This is a genomic window from Paenibacillus sonchi, assembly GCF_016772475.1.
GTDB lineage: Bacteria > Bacillota > Bacilli > Paenibacillales > Paenibacillaceae > Paenibacillus_AQ > Paenibacillus_AQ sonchi.
Genome location: NZ_CP068595.1, coordinates 5,198,267 through 5,220,361, shown reverse-complemented (window position 1 = coordinate 5,220,361; position 22,095 = coordinate 5,198,267). Strand labels below are relative to the sequence as shown.

The following is a 22,095-nucleotide window of genomic DNA, read 5'->3' as shown; positions in this document are numbered from 1 at the left end:
TATATCTCCTCCTCGTTCATTGTTACGTTTCCTGATCATATACGATTGCTAAAATTGAACTTGCGGATATTGGCCCGTGATAACTTTTCAGCGAACCGGCCGACAATGGCGAGCAGCAGATCCAAAGACTGGAGCGGGGCAACGCGCTGGGACTCTAGCACCATCCATTTGAGTCTGCGAATCTAACATGATAAACTAGTTCCCGACCACATTCTGGGAGGGAAATCATATGAGCGAAGAAGAATTGAACGCAGACGGCTGGGCGGCCATAGATGAAGCCCTGGAGCAGCTCTATGGAGAACAGGAGCAGAAGCATTACGGGACCGCGATACCCTACATGCTTGGTGGGCCGGATCCGCTGAATGGAATCAGCGTATACGAAGTACGGGAACCCCTTCCGCATTGGCACTTTGTAACCTATGGCTTCTCGGAGCTCTATGAAAAAGAGTCGGAAGATCCTGAGCACAGCGGCTACGGTTTTGAGCTGACCTTCCGGCTGTTCAAGCCCGCGACCGAGGATGAGCCTCCGGCCTGGGCGCTGAATCTGCTGCAGAACCTGGGCCGTTATGTGTTTAACAGCGGGAACGTGTTCCGTTCCGGGGATTACATGGATGCCAATGGCCCTATCGCTCTCGAAGCGGATACGCTGCTGACCGCGCTGGCTTTTATTGCAGACCCGCTGCTGCCGGCAATAGACACTCCTAATGGAAGGCTAGAGTTCATACAGCTGGTGGGCATTACTAACGACGAACTGCTGGCTATGCAGGTCTGGAATACCCTTGGCGTCCTGGCGGAGATGACGGAACACCTTCCGCTCTATATGACCGATCTGCAGCGGGATTCACTGCTGAAGCTGCCGGCAATCGCTGAGGCTGTACGGCTGGGCAGCGAAAACGAAGGTTCCAACACGGGAGCCTTGTATGTGGACCAGTTGGCTTGGGAGAACCCGGCAGACGGTTCTGTCCATACCTTGCAGCTGGGAGCCAAGCAAGCCGAAATCGTCGGAAAACTGCTGCGGGGCAGACTGCTTAAGGGGCGCACCCTAACCTTGGCCGGTCCTGAGATCTCGGTCAGCTTCGAGACTGGCGACACGCCCGGCTTCGAAATTCGCGGAGAACTGATTATCCTTAAGCTGGATGAGGCTGCAGGAGCAGCTCTTTCGGAAATTTTCCGGCCGTCAGCAGGACTTTATCCACTTCCCGGCTGGCCAGAGCTCGCAGTCCGGATCGTTCCCACGCATATCACTGACAGTGAAGGAACAATCGTCAAGACGATTGGCTGAGCAGGTTGATAGGACTCCTTAGCGTAAATGGCCGACTCTTGTATTGAAATTAAGCTAAGTTCATAAGTGACTTGGAACTCCGCTCTCCCCCAACCGGGAGAGCTTTTCTGTTGTTAAGGAGAGACGGCAAATTCCGAGACACAAGTGTCGTCATACTTAGAGCCTGGAGTGACTTCTAATATAGTGAACGTAATGCTGGTTGTTACTTTATCTTTTGGCAGTTCTAATGCAGTTTCCTTCGTAAAATCAGCAATGAAGGAGCTTCCGTCAGAGAAGGTTATTTTTGCTTTGCGCACACTGTTGTTTTCGAGATAGGCGGAGACAGACTTTCCATAGCCCGGCAAAATTTTAAAGCTGCTGACTTTAGTCTTTTTGGGGAAGCTAACGGTGAAGCTTTGTCCGATTCCGCTCCCCTTCACCCCTTCGCACCAGCAAGTGGCCGTATCGCCGTCGATGATTTGACTTGCAGTATAGGAGCCTGCTTTCGATTTTGGCAAGGTGGAGGATGCCGTAATTTTTGACACCTCCATTTTGTCGGCAAAATGATAGGCTTCCGACCATACATCCTTGATTTCTGTTACCTTATAGGTGTGCAAATTCACCTTATATTCGGTCAAAAAGATCCCCCTTACATGTATACTCACATAAACAATCCAACTTTTTTGGCTTTCATTGTCTGCAGCGGGGAAATCGAATTTCACCAGATTGGATTCTTTGCATTTGCAGTATTGGGATACAACAGCTAAGGCATCCTCAGGCTCGTGAACCCGGTTCCCGTAAGGATCACGGATAAAAATCCGCTGCTGAGCAAAAATCTTGTTCATTTCGGAGGGAAGCACTCCCATACGAAGATTGATTGTGCCGGATTTGAATTCGATGATCCCCTCGCCATGAGCGGTCTTTGGATTTTCATGGCCGCTATAGTCCAGATATGTATACTTGAATTTCACGGGTTTCTGTTCTTCCACTGTAATCGGTCCCGCCGATTGAAAGCTGTAGTTTTCAAAGTCATCCCAGACTGAATACTCCAAAGCAGCCTTGCCCGTATTCTTGTCAAAGGTAAGATTAAGCGTACCGTCGAGATCCTCGGACTCAACAAATGCTTTGTCCACCCACTCGCCTCCGTAAGACTGACTCGATGAACCGGCAGCTGGAGACGCCGCATACAAACTGAAGTTGAAAAGGGAATAAAACGCCACTACGGTAATCAAGACTTTAATCATCATTTGTTTTCGAATTTTCATCGCCATCCTCGTTTCTTTTCTCAAGAAGTAAAGATTCGACAACCTGCAGCAAATCCCTTCCGGTTCTTGATCAGGCCTTACAGCCTGCCGCAAGCTCAGCGGTTATCCCCCCTTGGGCTTTGATTTACAGCTTTTGGGGCATTTTTGTATTTGCATAATTATGCATGTCTTTCGGCTCTTTCCAAATGCACAAAGCAATTAGTATGAGCGTAAAATAATGGTTCTTTCGCTTCATATATTTTCCACTCCCAAATCCGATATCTTTATTAGGTATTGTTTTAGTTCCACCATATCATCTACAGAGGAGTCGTCAAATGAAGAAGATTCAAAGGTTAATCACAAGAATAGGGCTTACGCTGCTTGCAGGTGTATTGATTGGCGGCGGAGTTCTAGGGTCAGGAAAGATGACTCCGCATGCTACGGCAGCTGCTGCCGGGAATGGGTATGTTTATTACAATTCGGAAGATGCTTTATACCGTGTACCGACCGCTGGCGGGACTGCCCAGAAGCTCTCCGAGAATTTCTCGGGAGACTATTTGGAGGCAACAAGCAAATACTTGTATTTTTTTGAAAGTGATGACTTATCCAAACTGCAGCGCCTGTCTCTGACGGAAAATAATGCGCTGATCAGCAGCTTTGCAGGGGATAAGAACATATTGTTTTACCAGATTGAGGGAGATTACCTGTATTTCCTGGATGATAAAGGCGTGATCTACCGCTCACCGGCCAATGCGGCAGATGACAGCCAGATCAAGCAAATCGCCAATAATGCAGATACGGAATTCCCGGATTCTTTGTAGTGAACGGGCGCATTTACTATAATGTATTGAAGAATGGAACCAACACCTGGGCAGCCTCGAAGTCCCGGGACGGCAGCGGAAACGTGCAATTTATTGCCCAAGGCGCCATTCCATCTTCTGATTATATCTATTCAACTCCTACAGGAACCTCTGTAATGGTCGATATTAAGCCGGCAGAAACTTATTACTCCCTCAACTCTATGGTTCTGTACACCCTTCCGCTGAACGGCGGAAATCCCAAAGCAGTAAATGCCAATAACCCGCTGGATGCGAACGCCACCTACTCAGGTTTTTGGACCAATAACTACTATATTTACAATAAAGGCATCACGGTAGATGACGATGATAATTACGTATACTCCAAGAGCAAAGGGTATGCAATTGATAAATCCGGAAAGATTTTTCAACTGAGCCAGACTGGGATTGTTGGTATTACAGAAATGGGCGGAAACAAATTTGCCTATGTCGATGGCAATGGAAAAGCCTCCATCAGCACTGTAGCAAACGGTAAAGTAACCAGCACGAAACCGATCGCATTAACAAATGTGACGAATCTGTTTAAGGTACAGAATGGCACAGCCGCCGGTCAAGTCGTGCTTTTTGCAGCAAGCGGAACTTTCGCTCTGAATGCAGATCTCACCTTAACCAAATTGAACGGTGTGACTTGGGATAACAGCGCTATCTATGAAAGTGCAACAGGCATTTACTATTTTAATGGAGAAGATAACGAGTGCCTTTATAAGATGAGCGCCGACGGCAAAACGAAGTTGAAGCTCTCTGATGGACCTGTGACTGAGATTTATACCATTTCCAGCAACTAAAATCATCCAAATCCTCATAACACGTAACATCCCGTCAGCCGGAGCTTCGATTGAAGCTTCGGCTTTTTTCATCCTTGACGAACCCGGCTTCATAAGGTAACATTCCCCATATAGCAGAACAACGCTGAAAAAGGGTAAGTAGACATATTACGCTTGGACTTGCAGAGAGCCGGTGGTTGCTGTGAACCGGTGTCCGGGATATGCTCGAATGGCCTTTGGAGTTGCTTTTCCGAACCACCTTTAGAGGGTGTAGTAGGGAAATGCCGGGAGTCCCGCCGTTATCACGGGAACGGTCTCGAGATGTTGAGTTACAGTATCTCCGCACCGTAATGCGAAGGCTGGAAAGTCTGCACCTGTGTGCAGCTTAACGGTCATTTAAGGTGGCACAGCGACAACCTCGTCCTTATCGGACGGGGTTATTTTGTTTTTAAGGGGGTGATGGCCATGGAGGATGGCTGGTGGCGGCGGATCACAGCTCAATTTCACAAGCTTCTCAGGAAGGTATACAACGAATTTAGGAGGATGTTCACTTATGACAGAACGTGTATTGACAGGAGACCGGGTGACCGGAAAGCTCCACCTTGGCCATTATGTCGGCAGTCTGCAGAACCGGGTGCTTTTACAGGAGGAGTATGAATCCTTTGTATTTCTGGCCGATGTCCAGGTGCTGACGACCCACTTTGAACAAAAGGACTTGATCCGCAGCCACATCCGCGAAATGACCCTTGATTATTTATCCGCAGGGATTGACCCGGAGAAGTCCACCATCTTTATTCAGTCGATGATTCCCGAAATCGCTGAGCTGACTATATATTTCTCGATGTTTGTATCCGTCAATTCGCTGCGCCACAACCCTACGATTAAGGCTGAAGCCAAAGGCCGGGGACTTGACGAACTGTATTACGGGTTCCTGGGGTATCCGGTCAGCCAGGCTGCAGACATCACCTTCTGCAAGGCAACGATTATTCCTGTGGGAGACGATCAGCTGCCGCATCTGGAGCTGGCCCGCAGAATTGTGCGCCGATTCAACGAGCTGTACCAGCCTATACTGGTAGAACCCCAGGCTTTGATCAGCAATACCCCAAGACTTGTAGGTACAGATGGAAATGCAAAGATGAGTAAAAGTCTGGGCAATGCCATCGCGCTTGATTCTACTGCGGAGGATATCGCCTATAAAATAAAAAGAGCGCTCACTGACCCCGCCCGTGTGCATAAAAATGATCCGGGACACCCGGAGATTTGCCCGATTTATGCTTATCACAGCGCCTTCCAGCCGGGACATCTTCCCGAGATACGCGAAGGCTGTGAACGCGGAACCATGGGCTGCTCAGCCTGCAAGGAGCGCATCACTATGGCATTGGAGCAGCTGATTGCGCCCATGCGTGAGCGCCGGGCCTATTATGCCGCGCGGCCGCAGCTCGTGGACGAAATACTGATCACCGGAACAAAGCACGCCCAGGGGATCGCCAAAGAGACGATGAAGGAAGTCCGTGAAGCGATGAAGCTCGATTATTTCAGCCCCTCAGCTATGTAAGGAGGTGTCCTCTGATGCTGACTCTGCCGGGGCACTTATTCTTAAAGAGAAAATAAAACGATAAAAAGCGGCCAGTGAGCGCCTGGCATCCTACCTGAGGATGTCCGCATCACTGACCGCTTTTTTTGCAATTGCGGTGCTTATGGTTTATCTAAGCTTACATATAAATGTCTACAACCGTGCCCTCTGCGCTGCGCAGCCGGTCAAATTCGGCCCGCTTGATCCGCAGTCCGCCCAAGCGGTATGGATTGTTCAGCCGTTCTGCCTGAACCTCCTGGCCGTTCACCTTGACGTGGCTAAGGACGCCTTGGGAGCAATGGTAGACAAACGCCGCAGGCGCACCGGCGTAATCGAAGTCCAGACGGGTACCGTCCAGTTCGTCCGGCAATACCGGATCAATAATCAGATCCCCGCCGTCCTCGCGGATGCCCAGCACATTCGAGATCAGCTGGTTCATGTAGATCCCCGGACCGCTGGAATATATTCTCCAGCCGCCTTTGACCGGAACGGAACCGTCACGCAGCCCGGCAAAGCGCTCCTGCGCCTCATACCGGTTGGCGAATTTACCGTCCGAGCTGCTGAAATAAGCATTGCTCTGCCGCAGTTCCGCATTTGGTACCGCATCACGGATGCCGATCGGGTTAATGACGGCCAACCCTTTCCATACCTGATCCCGTTTGCCGGTCTTGGCCATCGCTTCTACAAAGCGGATATGGGCATGCACATATTGCAGGCCAATCTCACGGCCAAAATTCGCCGCCTGTTCCGCACGTTTGAAGTGCAGGCTGACACCTCCGGCATACTGTGCCGGGTGATTCATCAGACGCACACCGTCCGGACAGAGGAACTGCTCCTGGATCAGCTTGTAGTGCTCTTCCATCTGCTCCGGAGTCAGCAGCTCGCCAATCATGCTGCGGGTCATCGGCAGCAGGCGGTACTGGATGCCGGTCTCCTTATCTTCAGGATGCAGCAGCAGCTTGGCAGCAGCCGGATCTTCGAAATACAGGAAGCCGGGAATCACATCCGTACCCAGCATATAGCGGTTGAAGTCTCCCTTGATTCCTTCCGCCAGCTGACGCAGCTCTCCAGACCATGCGGCGTCTACATTCTCCAGAACATTTGACAGCCCCAGCACAGTCTGATACGTCAAGGCAACTGTCCAGCTGCTGACCATGTACTGCTTAAGCTGGGCATTGGCCGGCTGCAGCGTATCGTCCCAGTCCCCGTCGCCGTAGGAAGACAGATAGGTATCATGCAGGAAGTTAGTTTTGATATAATTCAGTTCCTTGAGCGCATGTTCACGCAGCGAAGCGGTTTGTTCCGTAAAATCGAAACTGTGCTTGCGCGTATACGGAAGCTGCACATCCAGAACAGCGTAATCTTGAGTCGCCCGCAGATAGTCGCCCAGCACTTTCAGCGGCCAAACGATGATATCCCCGTGGCTCTCCTCCTGTTGGATGTGCGTATACTTGTCGAACATAAACCATTGCGGCCAGCTGCCGTCATCCTCATACTGATGGGCAAATACCGTCAGCAGGATTTCCCGCACCTGCTCATATTTGTGGGTGGCCAGGAAGTATTCCACAGGACCCTGGCAGACATCACGGGTTCCCCATGCCGCACCGCCGTACTGTTCCAGACCATGAGGCACTGAATAGTGAACTAGCATGTTGTGGGTATACCACCAGGCCAGCGCGTTCACCTTGAAGAGCTCGCCTTCTCCCCCGCCGGGCTGCGTCAGCTTGAAGCCATTCATCACTCCGGCAAAAAATTCACGGTACCGCGTAACCTCTGTTTCAAAAGAAACCGGATTAAGCGGACGTTCTTTGCCCTCCAGCAGCCCCTGCAGAGTCAGAGTCCATTCCTTGCTCGCCTCCAGCTCCATAACCACGAGCGATGCGCTGCCCTGAGCGGGACCATCCACCAGGAAGGACTCATCTCCCAGCCGGTAAACTGCACCGTTCAGTTGCATCCGGTAGGCCAGTTCAGGGTAGACTTCCGCACTTGTTCCCGACTTCGCCGCACGGAAGGTCAGTGTTCCCTCCGCTGCATCCTGAACTGCTTCATAGGGAACCTCATATTCCGCTACATTCATGGTAATCTGATTAGTGATCAGGAAGCGGTAAGCGATGCCGCCGGCAGAACGGACATGCAGTCTGATCTCCGGCTCATCCATGGTAGTGTAATTGGTAATTACCAGGGTGTCCGAGGCCGTTTTGTAATACCAGCGTACATAATTGAAGCCGATCTCGTACAGGGAAGGCATGGTCAGCAGATGATATTGATCATCTGTATATACATAAATGCGCTGTCCCGAAGTTTTGAAGATATTCAATGCACTGCGGGCATTGGACATCATTTTATTGAAGTTGGTATTGCCGATAACCACTTGTGAATTGAAGATACCATACATATAAGAGGTTGTCGTAATAACTTCGGGGTTCAAACGGGCATTATCCCCGCTCATCAGAATATGGCCGTGCGGACGCTCCACAAGCAGCTCTTTATCTTTGAGCACCACATGCTCATAGCCTTCGGTGAAGAAGGCCAGAAGCTTGCCGCCTGCCCGTTCCTCCTGGAACTTGTGCGGGAACAGTGCATCCAGCTCGGCATCGGTCAGAGGCAGGGTCTGCAGCGGAGCACCGATCCGGGAATTTACGGATACACGGTTCAGCCATTCCCCCTCAGCAGAGATGCTGCCGAAAGACTGGACTTGCTGCCAAGCCTCCTGCACAGACGCTTTATACTCCAATTCCGTAATTGCAGCCGGGTGATCCTCCCGGAACAGTCCGTAGAATGTGAACCGGGCCTGCCCGTCCAGCTGGACCTGCGGAGACTGCAGCGCGGTGAAGGCAAATTCATACTGGTACACTTCATTTGCAAGCTTGGCCCGGGACAAAGCCTCCGGCTCATTGGTCGCTTTGTAGGACAAGCCGAAAAACTGGAAGCCATCGGTGGAAAAACCCGCAGCGCCGTTCAGCAGTCCCTGCTGAAGATACGGAAACTTCCCGTCCTGCGGCTGGTTCTGGCGGGAGCATACCACATAGCCTTTTGTTGTATCTTCAAAAACGCTATGGTCAATATATTGGGACAGATAAGCCTCATTGCTGGTAACAGCGCCGGGGGATGCTATCCCTACATCCTGGGTATAGATCACATCCAGAGGCACTCCGGCCCCGTCGATGGTGACATCCCAGAACCATACCCCGTTATCCGCCATCGAAAAAACAACCTGATAACGGATCGCGTTGTCCAGGCCTGTACCAGCCTGATCCGCTGCGATCTCCCCCTGCCACAGCAGGCGTTCGCCGTCCTGGCGGAACCTGCTGGCAGATTTCACGCCGAGCAGCGGAAACGCCTGGATTCCACCGGACAGATGAAGCCTTGCATATAGATTGCCCGGTGCTCCGTCCACGCTGCTGGACAACAGCTGGTTGATCATCATTTTGCCGCCGAAAGCCTGGTACAGGTCACCGCTCTCCAAAAATGTAAAAGTTAAATCTCCCTTTTGAATCGACAGCTTGGTACTTGGTGCAGTTGTCAATTTCTATTCACTTCCTTATCTGCTGCGGTAATAGTCCGCTGTTATATTTGAAGTTCACAGTCTTATCTAGGTCACGGTTATTATGCTAAGCGGAACGTGGCTGACTGGGTGTCACGGCTATTGGCACCGACATATACGGTGAACATACCGGGATCACTGCTGAATGTCAGATCACTGTGGTGATAGCGGAGCTGGGACTCTTCAATTTGGAAGACAACCTCCCTGCTCTCTCCAGGATGCAGCTGCACCTGTCTGAAGTCCTTAAGCTCCTTGACCGGGCGTACGGTCTCGCCGGACGTATCGCGGATGTATAGCTGTACAGTCTCGGTTCCCGCCATGCTTCCGGTATTCGTTACGGTTACTCTCGCTTCAAGCGGACGGTCCGCGGACATAAGGTCTGAAGACAGTGAGAAGCCTTCAAAGGCAAAGGATGTATAGCTTAAGCCAAAACCGAAGGGCAGCAGCGGTTCGTTAGGAATATCGATATATTGTGAAATATATCGGTTGTCCGTGTGTTCAACAGGTTTCGGCCGGCCCGTATTGTAAGCATTGTAGTACACAGGAATCTGACCTGCCGAATACGGGAAAGACATAGACAGACGTCCGGATGGATTCACCTTGCCATATAAAATATCCGCCAGCGCCGCCCCGCCTTCACTTCCCGGGAACCAGGCCTCCAGCACCGCGTCCGCCGCATCATACACGCCGTGCAGATCCAGCGGACGCCCGTTGAACAGAACGGCCACAACGGGCTTACCAAGCTTCTTCATCTCACGGACCAGCTCAAGCTGCGCTTCCGGCAGCCGGATATCACTGCGGCTGCCGCCTTCTCCGCTCATTTCGGATGATTCACCCAGCGCCAGCACAATGATCTCAGCAGCCGCAGCAGCCTTAACTGCCTCTGCCAGTCCTGCTTCAGTAATCGTGTCAATGCTGCAGCCTTCAGAAATCACCACATGGCCGGGATCACCGCTGACCTTTTGCATGGATTCGCCAAGCTGCACCGCAGTTTCTTGGGAACCCTGCCAGGACCACCAGCCGAGAATATCGCCGCTGGCAGCGAACGGGCCAATCAATGCTACCCGCTGCCCGGCCTGAAGCGGCAGAACTCCGTCATTCTTGAGCAGTACGCTTGATTTCTCAGCCAGTCTCTGAGAGACTTTCCGGTGTTCTTGGCTGTACACAATTTGCTGCTCCAGCTCAGGGTCTGCTCCGCGCATCGGATTCTCGAACAAGCCCAGCTTTTCTTTCAACGCCAGAATCCGCAGCACAGCTTCATCGATCAGCGCTTCATCCACCAGCCCCTCCGCCACAAGCTCAGGCAAATGGTTCACATAGCTGGTGGTCATCATATCAATGTCGACACCGCTGGATATTGCTTTGAAGGCAGCTTCTTTTTCATCTTCTGCTGCACCATGGGCAATGATCTCCTTGATCGCTGCCCAGTCGGAGATCACGACACCGTCGAAGCCCCATTCATCACGCAGCAAGCCGCGCATTAGGCTGCGGTTGCCGGTAGCCGGAATGCCATTCACGGTATTAAAGGAGGTCATTACCATTTCAACGCCTGCGTCGACCGCTGCCTTGTATGCGGGCAAATAATATTCCCGCAGCTGGCGCTCCGAGAGATCAACCGTATTGTACTCACGGCCGCCTTCGACCAGTCCATACGCCGCAAAGTGCTTCACACAGGCCGCTACACGGGATACATCATCCTTAAGATTATCCCCTGAAACCCTTGGACAAACGCCTTCGCAAACACAGCATTCAAATAGGGATCTTCTCCCGTGGATTCCATCACACGGCCCCAGCGGGCATCGCGGACCAGATCAACCATCGGGGCAAAGGTCACATGAAGCCCGGATACCGCTGACTCACGCGCTGCAATCCCGGCGCTTTGTTCTGCGAGCTCAGGATCCCATGAGCAGCCAATCGCCAGCGGAATCGGAAAAATCGTTTTGAAGCCGTGCACAATATCGGCCATGAACAGCAGCGGAATACCGAGTCTGCTGCCGGCCAGGTGTTCTTTCTGCACAGCCATCATTTTCCTGGCGCCTGCGATACCCAGTACAGAGCCAACTGCACGTTTGGTGTCATACTTGATGCCCAGCTCTTCCATGGGTCCCGTAATCTCCGATTCATCCCCCGGTTCATCATAAAAAGGGGCAGCCAGCTGCAGCAGCTGGGCAATTTTCTCTTCAAGGGTCATATGTTTCACATATTTATGGTACAGATGTTCAGTCATGGGTTTCCCCCTCCAATGAAACGAAACGTTTCTCTTTCTCTATCTCTTTTATAATATGGCGTTATATCTTATATCATCGAAATAAATCATAAACGTTTCGCTTTGTTTCGATAACCCGCCGCTTTTAGCGGGAAACCTGGAAATATTACTTCTGAGGCAGGACGGATTGGCGTTCCACCAGTTCAATCTTAAGCTTATAGAAATCGTTCACGGTATCTCCGTTCAGCATTTGAAACAGCAGATGGCTGGCCAGAGAACCGGATTCGTACATCGGCTGACGGATGGTGGTCAGCGGGGGCTGGATGTATTCAGCCAACTGGATATCGTCAAAACCGATCACCGAAATATCCTCCGGCACGGAAATTCCGCCTTCCTCCAGAGCTTTCATTCCTCCCACTGCCATTTCATCATTCGCGTAAAAGATGGCTGACGGCAGTTCCCCCTGCATCAGCATCATCTTAGTGGACTTATATCCGCCTTCACGGATAAATCCGCCGTTCAGCTTCCACTTGGCTTTCTCCTCAAGCCCGGCTTCGCGCATCGCACGTACAAACCCCTTATACCGCAGCGCATTGTCATAGGAATTGGCCGGGCCGCTGATGTAGGCGATATGCTGATGACCTTTATCGATCAGATAACGGGTAGCACTATAGCCTCCCAGCTCTCCGTCGACCACAACATTGATCAGTCCTTCACCGGCAATCAGCCTGTCCATCACCACAATCGGAAACCTTGAGCTTCCGGCAGCCTGAAGAATTTCATCGGTAATATTATGAGCCAGCACTATAGCTCCATCCACTCTTTTTTCCAGAAGAAACCTTACTGCCGTAGAGTCTTTCCCGCCCATAGAGCTGCAGGCTATAAGATCATAGGAATTGGATAAAGCCACATCCTGAATGCTGCGGATAAGTTCTGAATAATACGGCCCGGATAAATCCGTCAATATGAGGGCAATCGTGTTCGTGCGGCTTCTTTTCAAATCCATGGCAAAACCATTTTTCTGATAATTCAGCTGCCTTGCGGCCTCAAGCACTTTTTCTCTGGTCTTGGCGCTCACCTTGCTGTCGCCGCTCATTGCGTATGATGCGGTTGACAAAGCTACCCCTGCCAGCTTGGCCACATCCTTGATCGTTGCCATTTCATTCAATCCTTCCCGAGACATGCAAATATGCTTCTCTATATTATTTTATGCCGGAGATGGTATATCCTTCTATGATATGCTTTTGGAAGAAGATAAATATAATAATAATCGGCACGACCATGAACGCGGCTCCGGCCATCTGCAGTCCGAACTCGGTTCCGTATTGGCCTTTGAGCAGCGACAGCCCTACGGATAAGGTATACAGTCTCTCATCATTGGCAATAATCAACGGCCAGAGGAAGCTGTTCCACGCCCCAATAAAGGTAAGGATACCCTGTACGGCAAAAACCGGCTTCACGATCGGCACCATCAGCTGGAAGAAAATCCGCAGCTCGCCCGCCCCGTCCAATCTTGCCGCCTCCAATAAATCGATAGGAATCGTCGTCATGAACTGCCGGAACAGGAAAATTGCGAACGCCCCCACCAGACCAGGCAATACAATCCCCGCCATCGTATTCACCAAATGCAGCTGGTTAATGATCAGATAGGTTGGAATCATCGTCACCTGTCCAGGGATCATCATCGTCGCCAGAATAATATAGAAAAACTTGTTTTTACCGGGAAAATCAAATTTAGCAAAAGCATAACCGGCCATCGCGTTCAGAAACAGCCCCACAAAGGAGCAGAGCACGATAATCAGTGTATTTTTCAAATAGATCACAAAGTCCATTTTCACGAACAAATCCCGGTAGTTGGAGAATGTCGGGTGGCTCGGAAAAAGTGTTGGCGGAATTACAGTAAATTCATTCTCAGGTTTAAAGGACGAGCCGATCATCCAGATGAACGGCACCATCATCAGCAGACCTCCGATAATGAGCAGCGCGATCATCAGGCCCTTTTCGATATGTTTCATTCTTAATGCCATGCCTGTTCCCTCCTTCTTAAGCTGGCAGCCCGCAAGCTGATGCTTAATATTCCACTTCTTTCTTTTTGACCGCGAATTGAATGAGCGTCACAATAATGATGATGATGAACAGCACAAACGAGCCGGCAGCCGCATAACCAAACTTGCTGAGCTGGAAGCCGTTGTTGTAAATGAAGAGTGCCATCGACATCGTTGCATTGAGCGGTCCGCCCTTGGTCATTACCAGCGGTTCTTCGAAGAACTGAATCCAGCCAATCAAAGTCGTAATGGTCACAAAGAAAGTAGCAAATCCCAGCAAAGGAACCGTGATGAAGCGCAGCTTCTTCCAGCCGGTCGCCCCGTCAATCTCAGCCGCTTCATAATAAGAGCGGGGAATGCCCTGCAGTGCCGCCAGAAAAATAATCATATTAAGCCCGATGGATTTCCAGAACGCCAGCAGGATCAGCGATAATTTCGCCAGTGTCGGGTCCTGGAGCCATTGCTGCGCCGGAAGTCCAAATATAGACAGAATATAGTTGAAAAGACCATAGCTGCCGTTATACAAGTATCCCCATACTACCGCCACGGCCACAATGTTGGTGATGGACGGCATATAGTAGATGACACGGAAGCTTTTGAACAGCCAGCCCGTTCCGTAATTGAGCAGCAGGGCGACTCCCATGGAGGCGGCCACCACGAGCGGTACCCCGATCACTACATAAATCATCGTGTTGTACATAGACTTCAAGAAGACCGGGTCTTTGAAAATATTGATATAATTCGCAAAACCCGCACCGCTGATACTCGAATAATCCGCAAGCCCGACCAAATCCATATCGGTAAAGCTGATGAACAGCGCGATAATAATTGGAATAATGGAAAATAAGGTCAGCAGGATTACGGCAGGTGCGATAAACATATACGGGTATTTATTTTTATGCCACTGCTTCACAAATGAACTCACAATTGCTCACATCCCTTCGCTTTCTTGCACTTCTTCGCTGGATAAGAATGAACGCACACACTGCCGGGACCTCTTATCGGGAGATTCCGGCAGTATGTCTGGCAAGGTTAATGCTGTACGGTCACTTACTTGTTGCCGAGCAGTTCATTAGCTTTGGCGTTCAACTTGTCGAGTTCGGTTTGCGTATCCGCACCGCCCACCGTAATCTGTTCGAAAGAGGCCATAGCCGCTTTTGCAATTTCTTCATATTCGGTGACCATTGGAGCAGGACGGCTGTTCTCAAGCTGTTTGCCGAAGGCTTGGATCATCGGGTCCTTCAGAGCATCATTCTCCCAAGCAGCCTTAAGTGCAGGCATGGAGTTGGAGGTTTCATAGAATTTCAGCTGTGCATCCTGTTCAGCCATGAAGGCAATGAACTTCGCGGCTTCATCCGGATTCTTGCTGTAGTTGAAGATGGACAGGTCCGCACCGCCAATAGAGGAGGTGTTGGTTTTCTTCGCAGGCAATGTGGTTACAGCCCACTTGCCGTCAATCTCCGGCGCTTTTTCTTTCACGGTCTGAATCATCCAAGGACCGCTGATGAACATTCCCATGGTGCCATCCTTAAATGCGGCAACGGTATCCAGATCAGTGCCTTTAGGGGACAGGCCTTCATCATAGAAGCTCTTCAGAAAATTAATAGTTTCCACATATGCCGGCTGATTGAACTGCGGCTTACGGTTGCTGTCAATCAGCTCGCTTCCGTTCTGCCAGGCAAAGATTGCGGTATAGATCGAATCCTTCGCTTCGATTGGAAGTGCATAATGTCCGGCTCCGCCTTTGGCTACCAGCTTCTTGCTCGCATCCTTCAGTTCATCCCAAGTCTTGGGACCTTCAGGATAGCCAACCTCACCCAGCAGGTCCGTGCGGTAGAACATTGCCCGGGTTTCAACATAGAAAGGAATAGCTACTGTCTTGTCTTGATATTTGGTCGTTTGAACAGCTCCGTCGAAGAAGTTTTCCGCTTTCATGCTTGGGTATTTTTCGATATAAGGTGCCATATCCTTCAGCGCACCGGCAGCTGCAAATTCAGGAATCCAGGTTGTGCCCATTTGAACTACGTCCGGACCGTTCTTGGAAGCTACGGCGGTCAGCAGTTTGTCATGTGCATTATCCCAAGGGATAGCTTGTACTTCCACTTTGATGCCGGGATTCTTTTCTTCATACATCTTGGCAATTGGTGTCACGGTGTCGGCAGTACCCATGAACCACACCTTCAATGTTTTGCTGTCGCTTGATGCGGATTCATTATTGGAGCTCCCGCAACCTGCTGCAACCAACGAGAATCCCAATAATGCTGAAGTAATCACTAAACCTGTTTTTTTCTTCATTCTCTTTCACCCCTGTTTTAGTGTGTGCGTAATTTCAAAAACTATGAATTAAGCCCTTACATCGAAACGTTTCGATTAATTTCGAAAAAAAATTCGAGTTCAGCTGTGAAATTAAGGATGGAATACAGAGCCCACAGTCTTAAATTACCCAGATTAGGAGACCTGAAACCACTTTTTCTACAATTTTCCTCGAAAAGGAATAACTTTTCTAAAAATAATCGGTTGTTCGTGAAATCTGTTATCGAATCGTTTCGATAGCCCTATTATATGACTTGTTGTTAGCGATTTCAAGTAGGCCGCCAAAAAATTTTTTTGTGGACACATGTTATCAACGATAGACCAAACTCTTTTTATACTGGAATTCTCTATTCTGCAGCAATACATGCAGCTATAAAGTTGAAATATATATTTCAGACATAAAAAGAAAGTTGGAATGAGATGAACATCGAAACAGCCCTTACCACACTGGAAGAAGCGTATATCATCAAGAATATGTATCCGTTATACCTGCATGATTTGTCCGGGCATTACGGGCTTACTGACGGGCCTGTTCTTAATGGGCATGGCATTTTTGAGGACAGCCCTGAGGTGCGGACGCTGGCTGAACAATATGATGTACAGAACATATGGTGGGAGAAGCCGGGCTGCCTATATCCGTTTCTGATCCGGGCTGACGGTCTTCCTGCGGGCTTCGCCCTGGTGGCTACACCGCCCCACTGCGCCAAGGGAGTTGATTATTTTATGAATGATTTCTTTGTGCTGCGGCCTTACAGAGGCCAAGGTTATGCGCAGCAGGCCGCACTCCAGGTCTTCAGGCGTTTTGCAGGCGTCTGGGAGCTGTTCACCAATCCCGCAGCCAAAAATGTTATCGGCCAGAAATTCTGGCGCAAAACCGTTTCTGGTTATACAAACGGAATTTATGAGGAAAAAGCCGGTGATACCTTCGATGGATATAAGCTTTCGTTCCGGTTTAACAATGCGAAAATAAAATAATAGCCGCCATTTCTGGCGGCAGAACATTAACCTGGGCTGGAACGAGCGGCTGCCCGCAGCCCTTACTTTTTATTGTAAATTTTAAGCTGAATATCCGGTTTGTCAAAGGAATTGCGCTCTTTGATCTTCAGCTCAAGCGACTCCGGGTCATTCAGCCAATTGCTGGCGAACGAATATTCAAAACCGTCCTCCGTACCATTGCCTGAAACCGGACTAAGCTGTACGGACTCCCCCTGAACCTTCGATGTTATTCCCTGAAAAAGAGTATTCTCAAGGATGCCCTCCCTCGTTTCCCAACCGTTCTCTGCCGGATTCTTCAAGGTTACTCTTGCCCGTATAAGGAGCGGAGACATTTCCACCTGACTGAGCACCACATCATGCCCGTTCAAGGTGAACGGCAGGTTGGGCTTCACGATCCGGGTCTTGTATTCCTGAAATTTGGGATCAAGCGCAAAACGGACCTTCAAAACCGGAGAATAATGCATGTCTGCCATGATTGTCCCCGTTCTCCGGTCGGCCAGCTTGCCGGGATTCACTGAAGCGATTCTGAATTCTGCCTCCAGCTGCTGCGGAAAAGGTTCCGTACGATCCAGCTCCACAACGCCGCGCCCGTAAAATACATGGTTTTTCTCCGGTTCCGGGATCGTCACATTACCGCCTACCTGCCCTGTTGTGTTCAGATAACGGTCCGTGGCACTGTCTTTCAGCTTTGCACTGTTAATGCTGTAAATCTCCTGCTTGTCATCGGTAGCTGCCGTGTATAAGTACATGATCTTATTTTCGTCTGCCGTAATGGCATTTAATGTAACCGAATATCCTTCAGCTTCTGCTTTTTGATTCACCATCTGAATGTACTTGTTTTGAATTGCCGAATCCAGCGTAGGCTGGTCCAGACTGGATATGGCGTTCTCTTTGAACACTTCAAGCTCACCCCAGTCCACTGACTGGCGGGTGCTGACAGGCTGCGGAGAATGTAAATAAGGAAGGATAAAAAGTACGGCTGCGGCAACCACGGCTGCAATGACACTGAATCCCATACCTCTGGAGAATACACGGTTTTTCATTCTCTGCTGCCCCCGCTCCATCCCCGCCTGGATTGCCGATCTTAAGGCGGCACTACCAACATCCTTATCCGGCTCTCCCTGCATATACACGGCATCGGCCAGCAAAGCTTGCTCTTCGCTGCTACTGGTCATTCCATTCACCCCGGTTCTTCATAATCGTTCTAAGCTGCTTCAGTCCTTTATGCTGCCAGGTTTTGATTGTTCCTTCCGGCTTTCCGAGCAAGTCTGCGATTTCTGTCAGGGTCATATCGTTGTAGTACTTCAGCAGCAGCACATGACGGTATTTCGGCTTCACCTGCTCCACAGCCCACAGCATTTCCAGCTTGCTGCTGCTGTCCTGCATGACGGGTTCCCGCATTGCTGCTTCGGGTGTCGGGACAGATCTTCTCCGCCTTCTTTGCTCGTCGATGCAGACATAGATCAGAATCCGGATTATCCACGGTTTGAACGCCTGCGGGTCCTTCAGCGTAGCCCGTTTGATCCAGGCCCGGCAGGTTGCCTCCTGCACCGCCTCCAGCGCATCACTCCGGTTCCGCAAATAACTGTAGGCGATGCGGTACAACTGATCGCTGTGCTCCATTACCGCATCATAAAAGGCGTTATCCTCCCGCAGTACAGCGCCCGTGAGCTTTTTCATTTCAGCGTTGGGACTGATCATTCATTCCCCTCCTTGCTTCTCTGTATATATTTAAGACGGGGAACCGGGCCAAACCGTTTTGGCAAATTAAATTTTCCGTAAAAAAAGCTGCAAAGCCCACCCTCAGGTGAGTTTGCAGCCTTGGCCCCGCACTAAAAATATTACATGTACTCTACAGCACCCAGTTCCCTTTGCGGAAGACCGGCTCGATCGTGCCATCGGCCAATTCGCCGTCGATATCGAGCTCAGCGGAACCGACCATAAAGTCAACATGCGTTAGGCTTACATTGGCTCCCCGTTCCAGCAGCTCTTCGCTGCTGAGTGAGGTTCCGCCTTCGATGTTTGAAGGATATGCGCTGCCGAGCGCAAAGTGGCATGAAGCATTTTCGTCGATTCCGGTGTTATAAAAAACTGTATTCAGACGTGAAATAGGAGAATCATGCGGCACCAGCGCCACTTCACCCAGATAAGAAGCTCCTTCATCCGTTTCCAGCAGCGAAGTCAGGTGCTCGCGCCCGGATTCAGCATCATAAGCCGTGACCTTGCCATCAGTAAAAGTAATTGTAATGCCATCCACCAGCCGTCCGTTCAAATTAAGCGGAAGTGTACTGCTGACGGTGCCATTAACTCCCTTGCGGTGCGGCATCGTATAGATTTCTTCGGTCGGCATGTTGGCTACAAAATACACTCCGCTTGCATTCTCGCCGCCGCCTCCGCGCCAGAGATGCCCTTCCGGAAGCTCCACATGCAGATCTGTTCCCGGAGCGCGGTAGTGCAGACTTTTATAGCGTTTGGCATTCATCCGGTCTTGGGATTTCTTAAGGTCGGCAATATGTTCGCGCCAGGCGGCTACAGGGTCCCCGCTGCCTACACGGTTCATCTGGAATACAGCTTCCCACATCGCGGCTACCCGCTCCTCCTCCGGAAGACCGGCATACACCTTATCCGCCCAGGCTTTTGTCGGCGCCTTGATCAGCGACCAGCTGATTTTGTTATTGCGGGTGTAGTTCTGGTACTTCTTGCGGGCAACGGCTGCAGCTTTTACTGCAGTGGACACCTTGGAGGAATCAATGCCCCGGAACAGTTCCGGATCTGGCACCTTAATATGTAAAATAGCCCCGCCCTCTTCGGCGAAGCCCTCCAGCATATCGGCCTGCCACTGCGGGTAATATCCAAAAGAATCGTCCGCCGCCTTCTCATACCGAATTCTTGTGACTTTTTCGTCGTCCCAATCTACAAGCACATATTTGGCTCCTGCTTCATAGGCTTTGCCCACAATCAGGCGGGTAAGCTCTGCCGTCTCCAGCGGCGAATGAATCATCAGCACTTGGCCCGGCTGCACATTCACTCCGACCCGGACAACCAGGTCCGCATATTTCTCAAGCATCACATCAAAATCCATCATCGCTTCATGTCCTCCGTATCTATAATTGCTGTTGCCCCATGCGAAACATCCCCGTTGCCTGAAGCAGTCGGGGATTTCGTATCCATTGCCATTTTAACGCAAAATTCACAGGGTTGCGAGTCCAATCCGGAGCTTCTCTATCCGCCTGTACCGGATAACCGTCCGGCATACTTAATGAAACTGAACCGGGCGCCGCCGAGCGGGGAGCTGGAATAGGTTAATTCACCATCCAAATTCGCGGCAATCTGCCGGCAAATCGTCAGGCCGAGGCCTGTAACCCCGTTGGGGCCGGTGTAAAACCGCTGAAATACCGCTTCCCGCTCCGTTTCGCTCAATCCATTACCGTCATCGTCAATATGTATTGCCCAGCAGGCACCGGGGTAACCGGATTCGATTTGCACACGGATGTGACTTTAGAATAACAATTGGATACGGATATTCTGTGAGATAACTATGAAAAAAGTATATGATTGCACACATCTGCCCAGCATTGATCCTCCGCTACTTCTTATCCACCTGCAAAAGAGTAATGGTCTTAAGTACATACGTATGGGCGATTTTGTCTTCATCAATAATGTTCAGCTTGGCCAGGCTGGCGATCTTGGCCGGGTCAGCTTTGGAGAGCAGCCGCCAGACCTCAGGATCGGCTAACGTCTGAAACAGCTTCTCGTCATCGTATTCTTTGCGGTTTTGCGTAATCAGCTTCACTCTGTAGCCGCCGATTTCACTGTCCGCCTCCCCTTTTTCCGTGCAATAGGCCAGGATGTCTTGCCGAAGCCCGCTGAGTTCCTTTTCCATTTCCTTATGTTTGGCTTTTAGTTTGTAATATTGCTGAACCTTCTTCTCCATACTGCTTCACGCTCCTCTCCTGACATATGTATGCCGGATCGGTCCAAATCATTAGTTGCACTCCGGTTCTATGAACATTATAATGTGAGAATTGTGCTGTTTTGCAGTGATTCCGGCGATAAGCATCGTCTAACTCCCAGAAGGGGTCTGCGGCGCGAAGCAAGGATCACCTGAAGCTCAATATTTGCAACAATTATCTCATTCACGGCAGGTGGACCATGTTTCAATCCTATCTTTTCCCAATCTCATATGCATTCATGTCTTTTCCGGTGGCAGCTCTCGTGTTCACACTTCCCTTCCTTGTGGTTCAATACAGGCGGCATGGCTATATCAACAAGGTTCGGGCGGTTGTCCTGTATCTGCTGCTGCTCTATTTGCTGAACGCCTTCTATCTGATTATGCTTCCGATGCCGGCTTCAAGGCACAATGCAGCGCCTGTCGGCAGTATTATTCAGCATGTCCCGCTGCAATTCATCCAGGAAATCAGACGGAATTCCAATATCGATCCGGGGAATTTCCTTTCGTATTTCAGTATTTTCCGTCAGCCTGATTTCCTTCTGGCTGCGTTCAACGTGGTGCTGACTGTTCCGTTCGGCTTGTTCTTGGGCTATTATTTCCGGACACGGTGGGTGGTGTGCATCCTGCTCTCCTTTGGGCTTTCCCTGCTCTTCGAGGTGACACAGATTACAGGGATATACGGATTTTTTGACCACCCTTACCGGATCTTCGATGTTGACGACTTGATTACCAACACCCTTGGGGGAATTTTAGGTTACCGGATCGCGCTCTGGATCTCCGCACTGCTGCCGCGTATCGAACAGCTTGACTCCAAGGTGGACTACTCTGCCAAAAGAGTCACGTATACACGCAGAGGCATTGCCTGGATGCTGGACCTGCCCATCTGGATGATACCGTTCCTGACGCTTCATTCGTGGGGGCTGCAAGGGGCTTACTGGATTGCGACAGCTGTGTATTTTGTTCTGCTGCCCTGTTGTACGGGCGGGCGGACCTTCGGCAAGTGGGTCGTGCGCATCAGCATCAGCAGTCAAGACGGCCGCAGCCGCTTATGGGGCCTGATCGTAAGATATGTTCTGCAGTACGGGGTTCTGATCGGAGCAAATGTCTTTCTGACTACACCTTCCACGCTGACCAGCCTGCCCAGTCCATGGACAGGAATACCGTACAGCCTGGTAATGCTTCTGGACTTTATGTTCCTCGTTCACCTCATCATCCGCATCTTCAAGCGAAATCCGGTGCTGCTGTATGAACAATTGAGCAAGACGCAAAACCGGATTACCTGGCCCGGCAAGCAGCAGACATCAGCAGAGAATCTTGTGGAGGATTCCATCTAAGCTGAA

At 50.5% G+C, this 22,095-nt stretch carries 17 protein-coding genes and 1 pseudogene; 6 read left to right on the top strand and 12 right to left on the bottom strand.

Annotated elements, in window-relative coordinates:
- Positions 1-229: 229 nt before the first annotated feature.
- Positions 230-1,282 carry a suppressor of fused domain protein gene (locus JI735_RS23280; protein WP_039839112.1) on the top strand — a complete coding sequence of 351 codons (1,053 nt, stop codon included), beginning with the start codon at positions 230-232 and terminating at the stop codon, positions 1,280-1,282.
- Between the two features lie 113 nt (positions 1,283-1,395).
- Here JI735_RS23280 and JI735_RS23275 read toward each other — a convergent pair whose 3' ends face one another.
- The gene (locus JI735_RS23275; RefSeq protein ID WP_157771508.1) at positions 1,396-2,526 is read right to left on the bottom strand and encodes a discoidin domain-containing protein; all 1,131 of its coding nucleotides are present in this window, start codon (positions 2,524-2,526) and stop codon (positions 1,396-1,398) included.
- Positions 2,527-2,840: 314 nt separating this feature from the next.
- Between JI735_RS23275 and JI735_RS23270 the strand changes: the two genes are divergently transcribed.
- From JI735_RS23270 to trpS, 3 genes are all read left to right on the top strand, one after another.
- A complete protein-coding gene (locus tag JI735_RS23270; protein ID WP_202676481.1) occupies positions 2,841-3,326 on the top strand; it encodes a DUF5050 domain-containing protein in 486 nt (161 codons plus the stop codon).
- A complete protein-coding gene (locus tag JI735_RS23265) occupies positions 3,326-4,147 on the top strand; it encodes a hypothetical protein (protein WP_202676480.1) in 822 nt (273 codons plus the stop codon). The genes JI735_RS23270 and JI735_RS23265 overlap by 1 nt, the downstream gene beginning before the upstream one ends.
- A gap of 532 nt (positions 4,148-4,679) precedes the next feature.
- Positions 4,680-5,681, top strand: a complete 1,002-nt coding sequence (trpS, locus tag JI735_RS23260) for a tryptophan--tRNA ligase (protein WP_039839116.1) — start codon at positions 4,680-4,682, stop codon at positions 5,679-5,681.
- A gap of 157 nt (positions 5,682-5,838) precedes the next feature.
- Here trpS and JI735_RS23255 read toward each other — a convergent pair whose 3' ends face one another.
- The 6 genes and pseudogenes from JI735_RS23255 to JI735_RS23230 form a co-directional block, all read right to left on the bottom strand.
- The gene (locus JI735_RS23255) at positions 5,839-9,225 is read right to left on the bottom strand and encodes a GH36-type glycosyl hydrolase domain-containing protein (RefSeq protein WP_039839118.1); all 3,387 of its coding nucleotides are present in this window, start codon (positions 9,223-9,225) and stop codon (positions 5,839-5,841) included.
- 80 nt (positions 9,226-9,305) lie between these two features.
- Positions 9,306-11,470: pseudogene (bglX, locus tag JI735_RS23250) on the bottom strand (beta-glucosidase BglX).
- Positions 11,471-11,615: 145 nt separating this feature from the next.
- On the bottom strand, positions 11,616-12,608 hold the full coding sequence (locus tag JI735_RS23245) for a LacI family DNA-binding transcriptional regulator (RefSeq protein WP_039839161.1): 993 nt from the start codon (positions 12,606-12,608) through the stop codon (positions 11,616-11,618).
- Positions 12,609-12,651: 43 nt separating this feature from the next.
- The gene (locus JI735_RS23240) at positions 12,652-13,476 is read right to left on the bottom strand and encodes a carbohydrate ABC transporter permease (protein WP_039839121.1); all 825 of its coding nucleotides are present in this window, start codon (positions 13,474-13,476) and stop codon (positions 12,652-12,654) included.
- A 43-nt stretch (positions 13,477-13,519) separates the two neighbouring features.
- Entirely contained in the window at positions 13,520-14,374 is an 855-nt protein-coding gene (locus JI735_RS23235; protein ID WP_202677682.1) for a carbohydrate ABC transporter permease, read from the bottom strand.
- A gap of 170 nt (positions 14,375-14,544) precedes the next feature.
- Positions 14,545-15,789: a sugar ABC transporter substrate-binding protein gene (locus JI735_RS23230; RefSeq protein WP_039839123.1), complete on the bottom strand. Its 1,245-nt coding sequence runs from the start codon at positions 15,787-15,789 to the stop codon at positions 14,545-14,547.
- Positions 15,790-16,227: 438 nt separating this feature from the next.
- On the opposite strand from JI735_RS23230, the gene JI735_RS23225 reads away from it, so the two are divergent.
- Positions 16,228-16,782, top strand: a complete 555-nt coding sequence (locus JI735_RS23225) for a GNAT family N-acetyltransferase (protein WP_039839125.1) — start codon at positions 16,228-16,230, stop codon at positions 16,780-16,782.
- A gap of 62 nt (positions 16,783-16,844) precedes the next feature.
- Here JI735_RS23225 and JI735_RS23220 read toward each other — a convergent pair whose 3' ends face one another.
- The 5 genes from JI735_RS23220 to JI735_RS23200 all read right to left on the bottom strand — a co-directional run bounded on the left by JI735_RS23220 (position 16,845) and on the right by JI735_RS23200 (position 20,737).
- The gene (locus JI735_RS23220) at positions 16,845-17,978 is read right to left on the bottom strand and encodes a DUF4179 domain-containing protein (RefSeq protein WP_039839127.1); all 1,134 of its coding nucleotides are present in this window, start codon (positions 17,976-17,978) and stop codon (positions 16,845-16,847) included.
- Positions 17,968-18,504: a sigma-70 family RNA polymerase sigma factor gene (locus tag JI735_RS23215; protein WP_039839128.1), complete on the bottom strand. Its 537-nt coding sequence runs from the start codon at positions 18,502-18,504 to the stop codon at positions 17,968-17,970. Before JI735_RS23215 ends, JI735_RS23220 begins: the two co-directional genes overlap by 11 nt.
- A 151-nt stretch (positions 18,505-18,655) precedes the next feature.
- Positions 18,656-19,888, bottom strand: a complete 1,233-nt coding sequence (locus JI735_RS23210; protein WP_039839130.1) for an aminopeptidase — start codon at positions 19,886-19,888, stop codon at positions 18,656-18,658.
- Positions 19,889-20,025: 137 nt separating this feature from the next.
- Positions 20,026-20,289: a sensor histidine kinase gene (locus JI735_RS23205; protein ID WP_039839132.1), complete on the bottom strand. Its 264-nt coding sequence runs from the start codon at positions 20,287-20,289 to the stop codon at positions 20,026-20,028.
- Positions 20,290-20,389: 100 nt separating this feature from the next.
- Entirely contained in the window at positions 20,390-20,737 is a 348-nt protein-coding gene (locus JI735_RS23200; protein ID WP_039839135.1) for a hypothetical protein, read from the bottom strand.
- Positions 20,738-20,994: 257 nt separating this feature from the next.
- On the opposite strand from JI735_RS23200, the gene JI735_RS23195 reads away from it, so the two are divergent.
- On the top strand, positions 20,995-22,089 hold the full coding sequence (locus tag JI735_RS23195) for a VanZ family protein (RefSeq protein ID WP_233476020.1): 1,095 nt from the start codon (positions 20,995-20,997) through the stop codon (positions 22,087-22,089).
- Positions 22,090-22,095 lie beyond the last annotated feature (6 nt).

What these genes read in the sequence shown, in the direction of transcription:
- JI735_RS23270 (WP_202676481.1), top strand. Translation starts at nt 2,841, where the DNA reads ATGAAGAAGATTCAAAGGTTAATCACAAGAATAGGGCTTACGCTGCTT.
- JI735_RS23210 (WP_039839130.1), bottom strand. Translation starts at nt 19,888, where the DNA reads ATGATGGATTTTGATGTGATGCTTGAGAAATATGCGGACCTGGTTGTC.
- trpS (WP_039839116.1), top strand. Translation starts at nt 4,680, where the DNA reads ATGACAGAACGTGTATTGACAGGAGACCGGGTGACCGGAAAGCTCCAC.
- JI735_RS23195 (WP_233476020.1), top strand. Translation starts at nt 20,995, where the DNA reads ATGTCTTTTCCGGTGGCAGCTCTCGTGTTCACACTTCCCTTCCTTGTG.
- JI735_RS23215 (WP_039839128.1), bottom strand. Translation starts at nt 18,504, where the DNA reads ATGATCAGTCCCAACGCTGAAATGAAAAAGCTCACGGGCGCTGTACTG.
- JI735_RS23200 (WP_039839135.1), bottom strand. Translation starts at nt 20,737, where the DNA reads ATGGAGAAGAAGGTTCAGCAATATTACAAACTAAAAGCCAAACATAAG.
- JI735_RS23220 (WP_039839127.1), bottom strand. Translation starts at nt 17,978, where the DNA reads ATGACCAGTAGCAGCGAAGAGCAAGCTTTGCTGGCCGATGCCGTGTAT.
- JI735_RS23280 (WP_039839112.1), top strand. Translation starts at nt 230, where the DNA reads ATGAGCGAAGAAGAATTGAACGCAGACGGCTGGGCGGCCATAGATGAA.
- JI735_RS23230 (WP_039839123.1), bottom strand. Translation starts at nt 15,789, where the DNA reads ATGAAGAAAAAAACAGGTTTAGTGATTACTTCAGCATTATTGGGATTC.
- JI735_RS23275 (WP_157771508.1), bottom strand. Translation starts at nt 2,526, where the DNA reads ATGAAAATTCGAAAACAAATGATGATTAAAGTCTTGATTACCGTAGTG.
- JI735_RS23225 (WP_039839125.1), top strand. Translation starts at nt 16,228, where the DNA reads ATGAACATCGAAACAGCCCTTACCACACTGGAAGAAGCGTATATCATC.
- JI735_RS23235 (WP_202677682.1), bottom strand. Translation starts at nt 14,374, where the DNA reads ATGTTTATCGCACCTGCCGTAATCCTGCTGACCTTATTTTCCATTATT.
- JI735_RS23245 (WP_039839161.1), bottom strand. Translation starts at nt 12,608, where the DNA reads ATGGCAACGATCAAGGATGTGGCCAAGCTGGCAGGGGTAGCTTTGTCA.
- JI735_RS23240 (WP_039839121.1), bottom strand. Translation starts at nt 13,476, where the DNA reads ATGGCATTAAGAATGAAACATATCGAAAAGGGCCTGATGATCGCGCTG.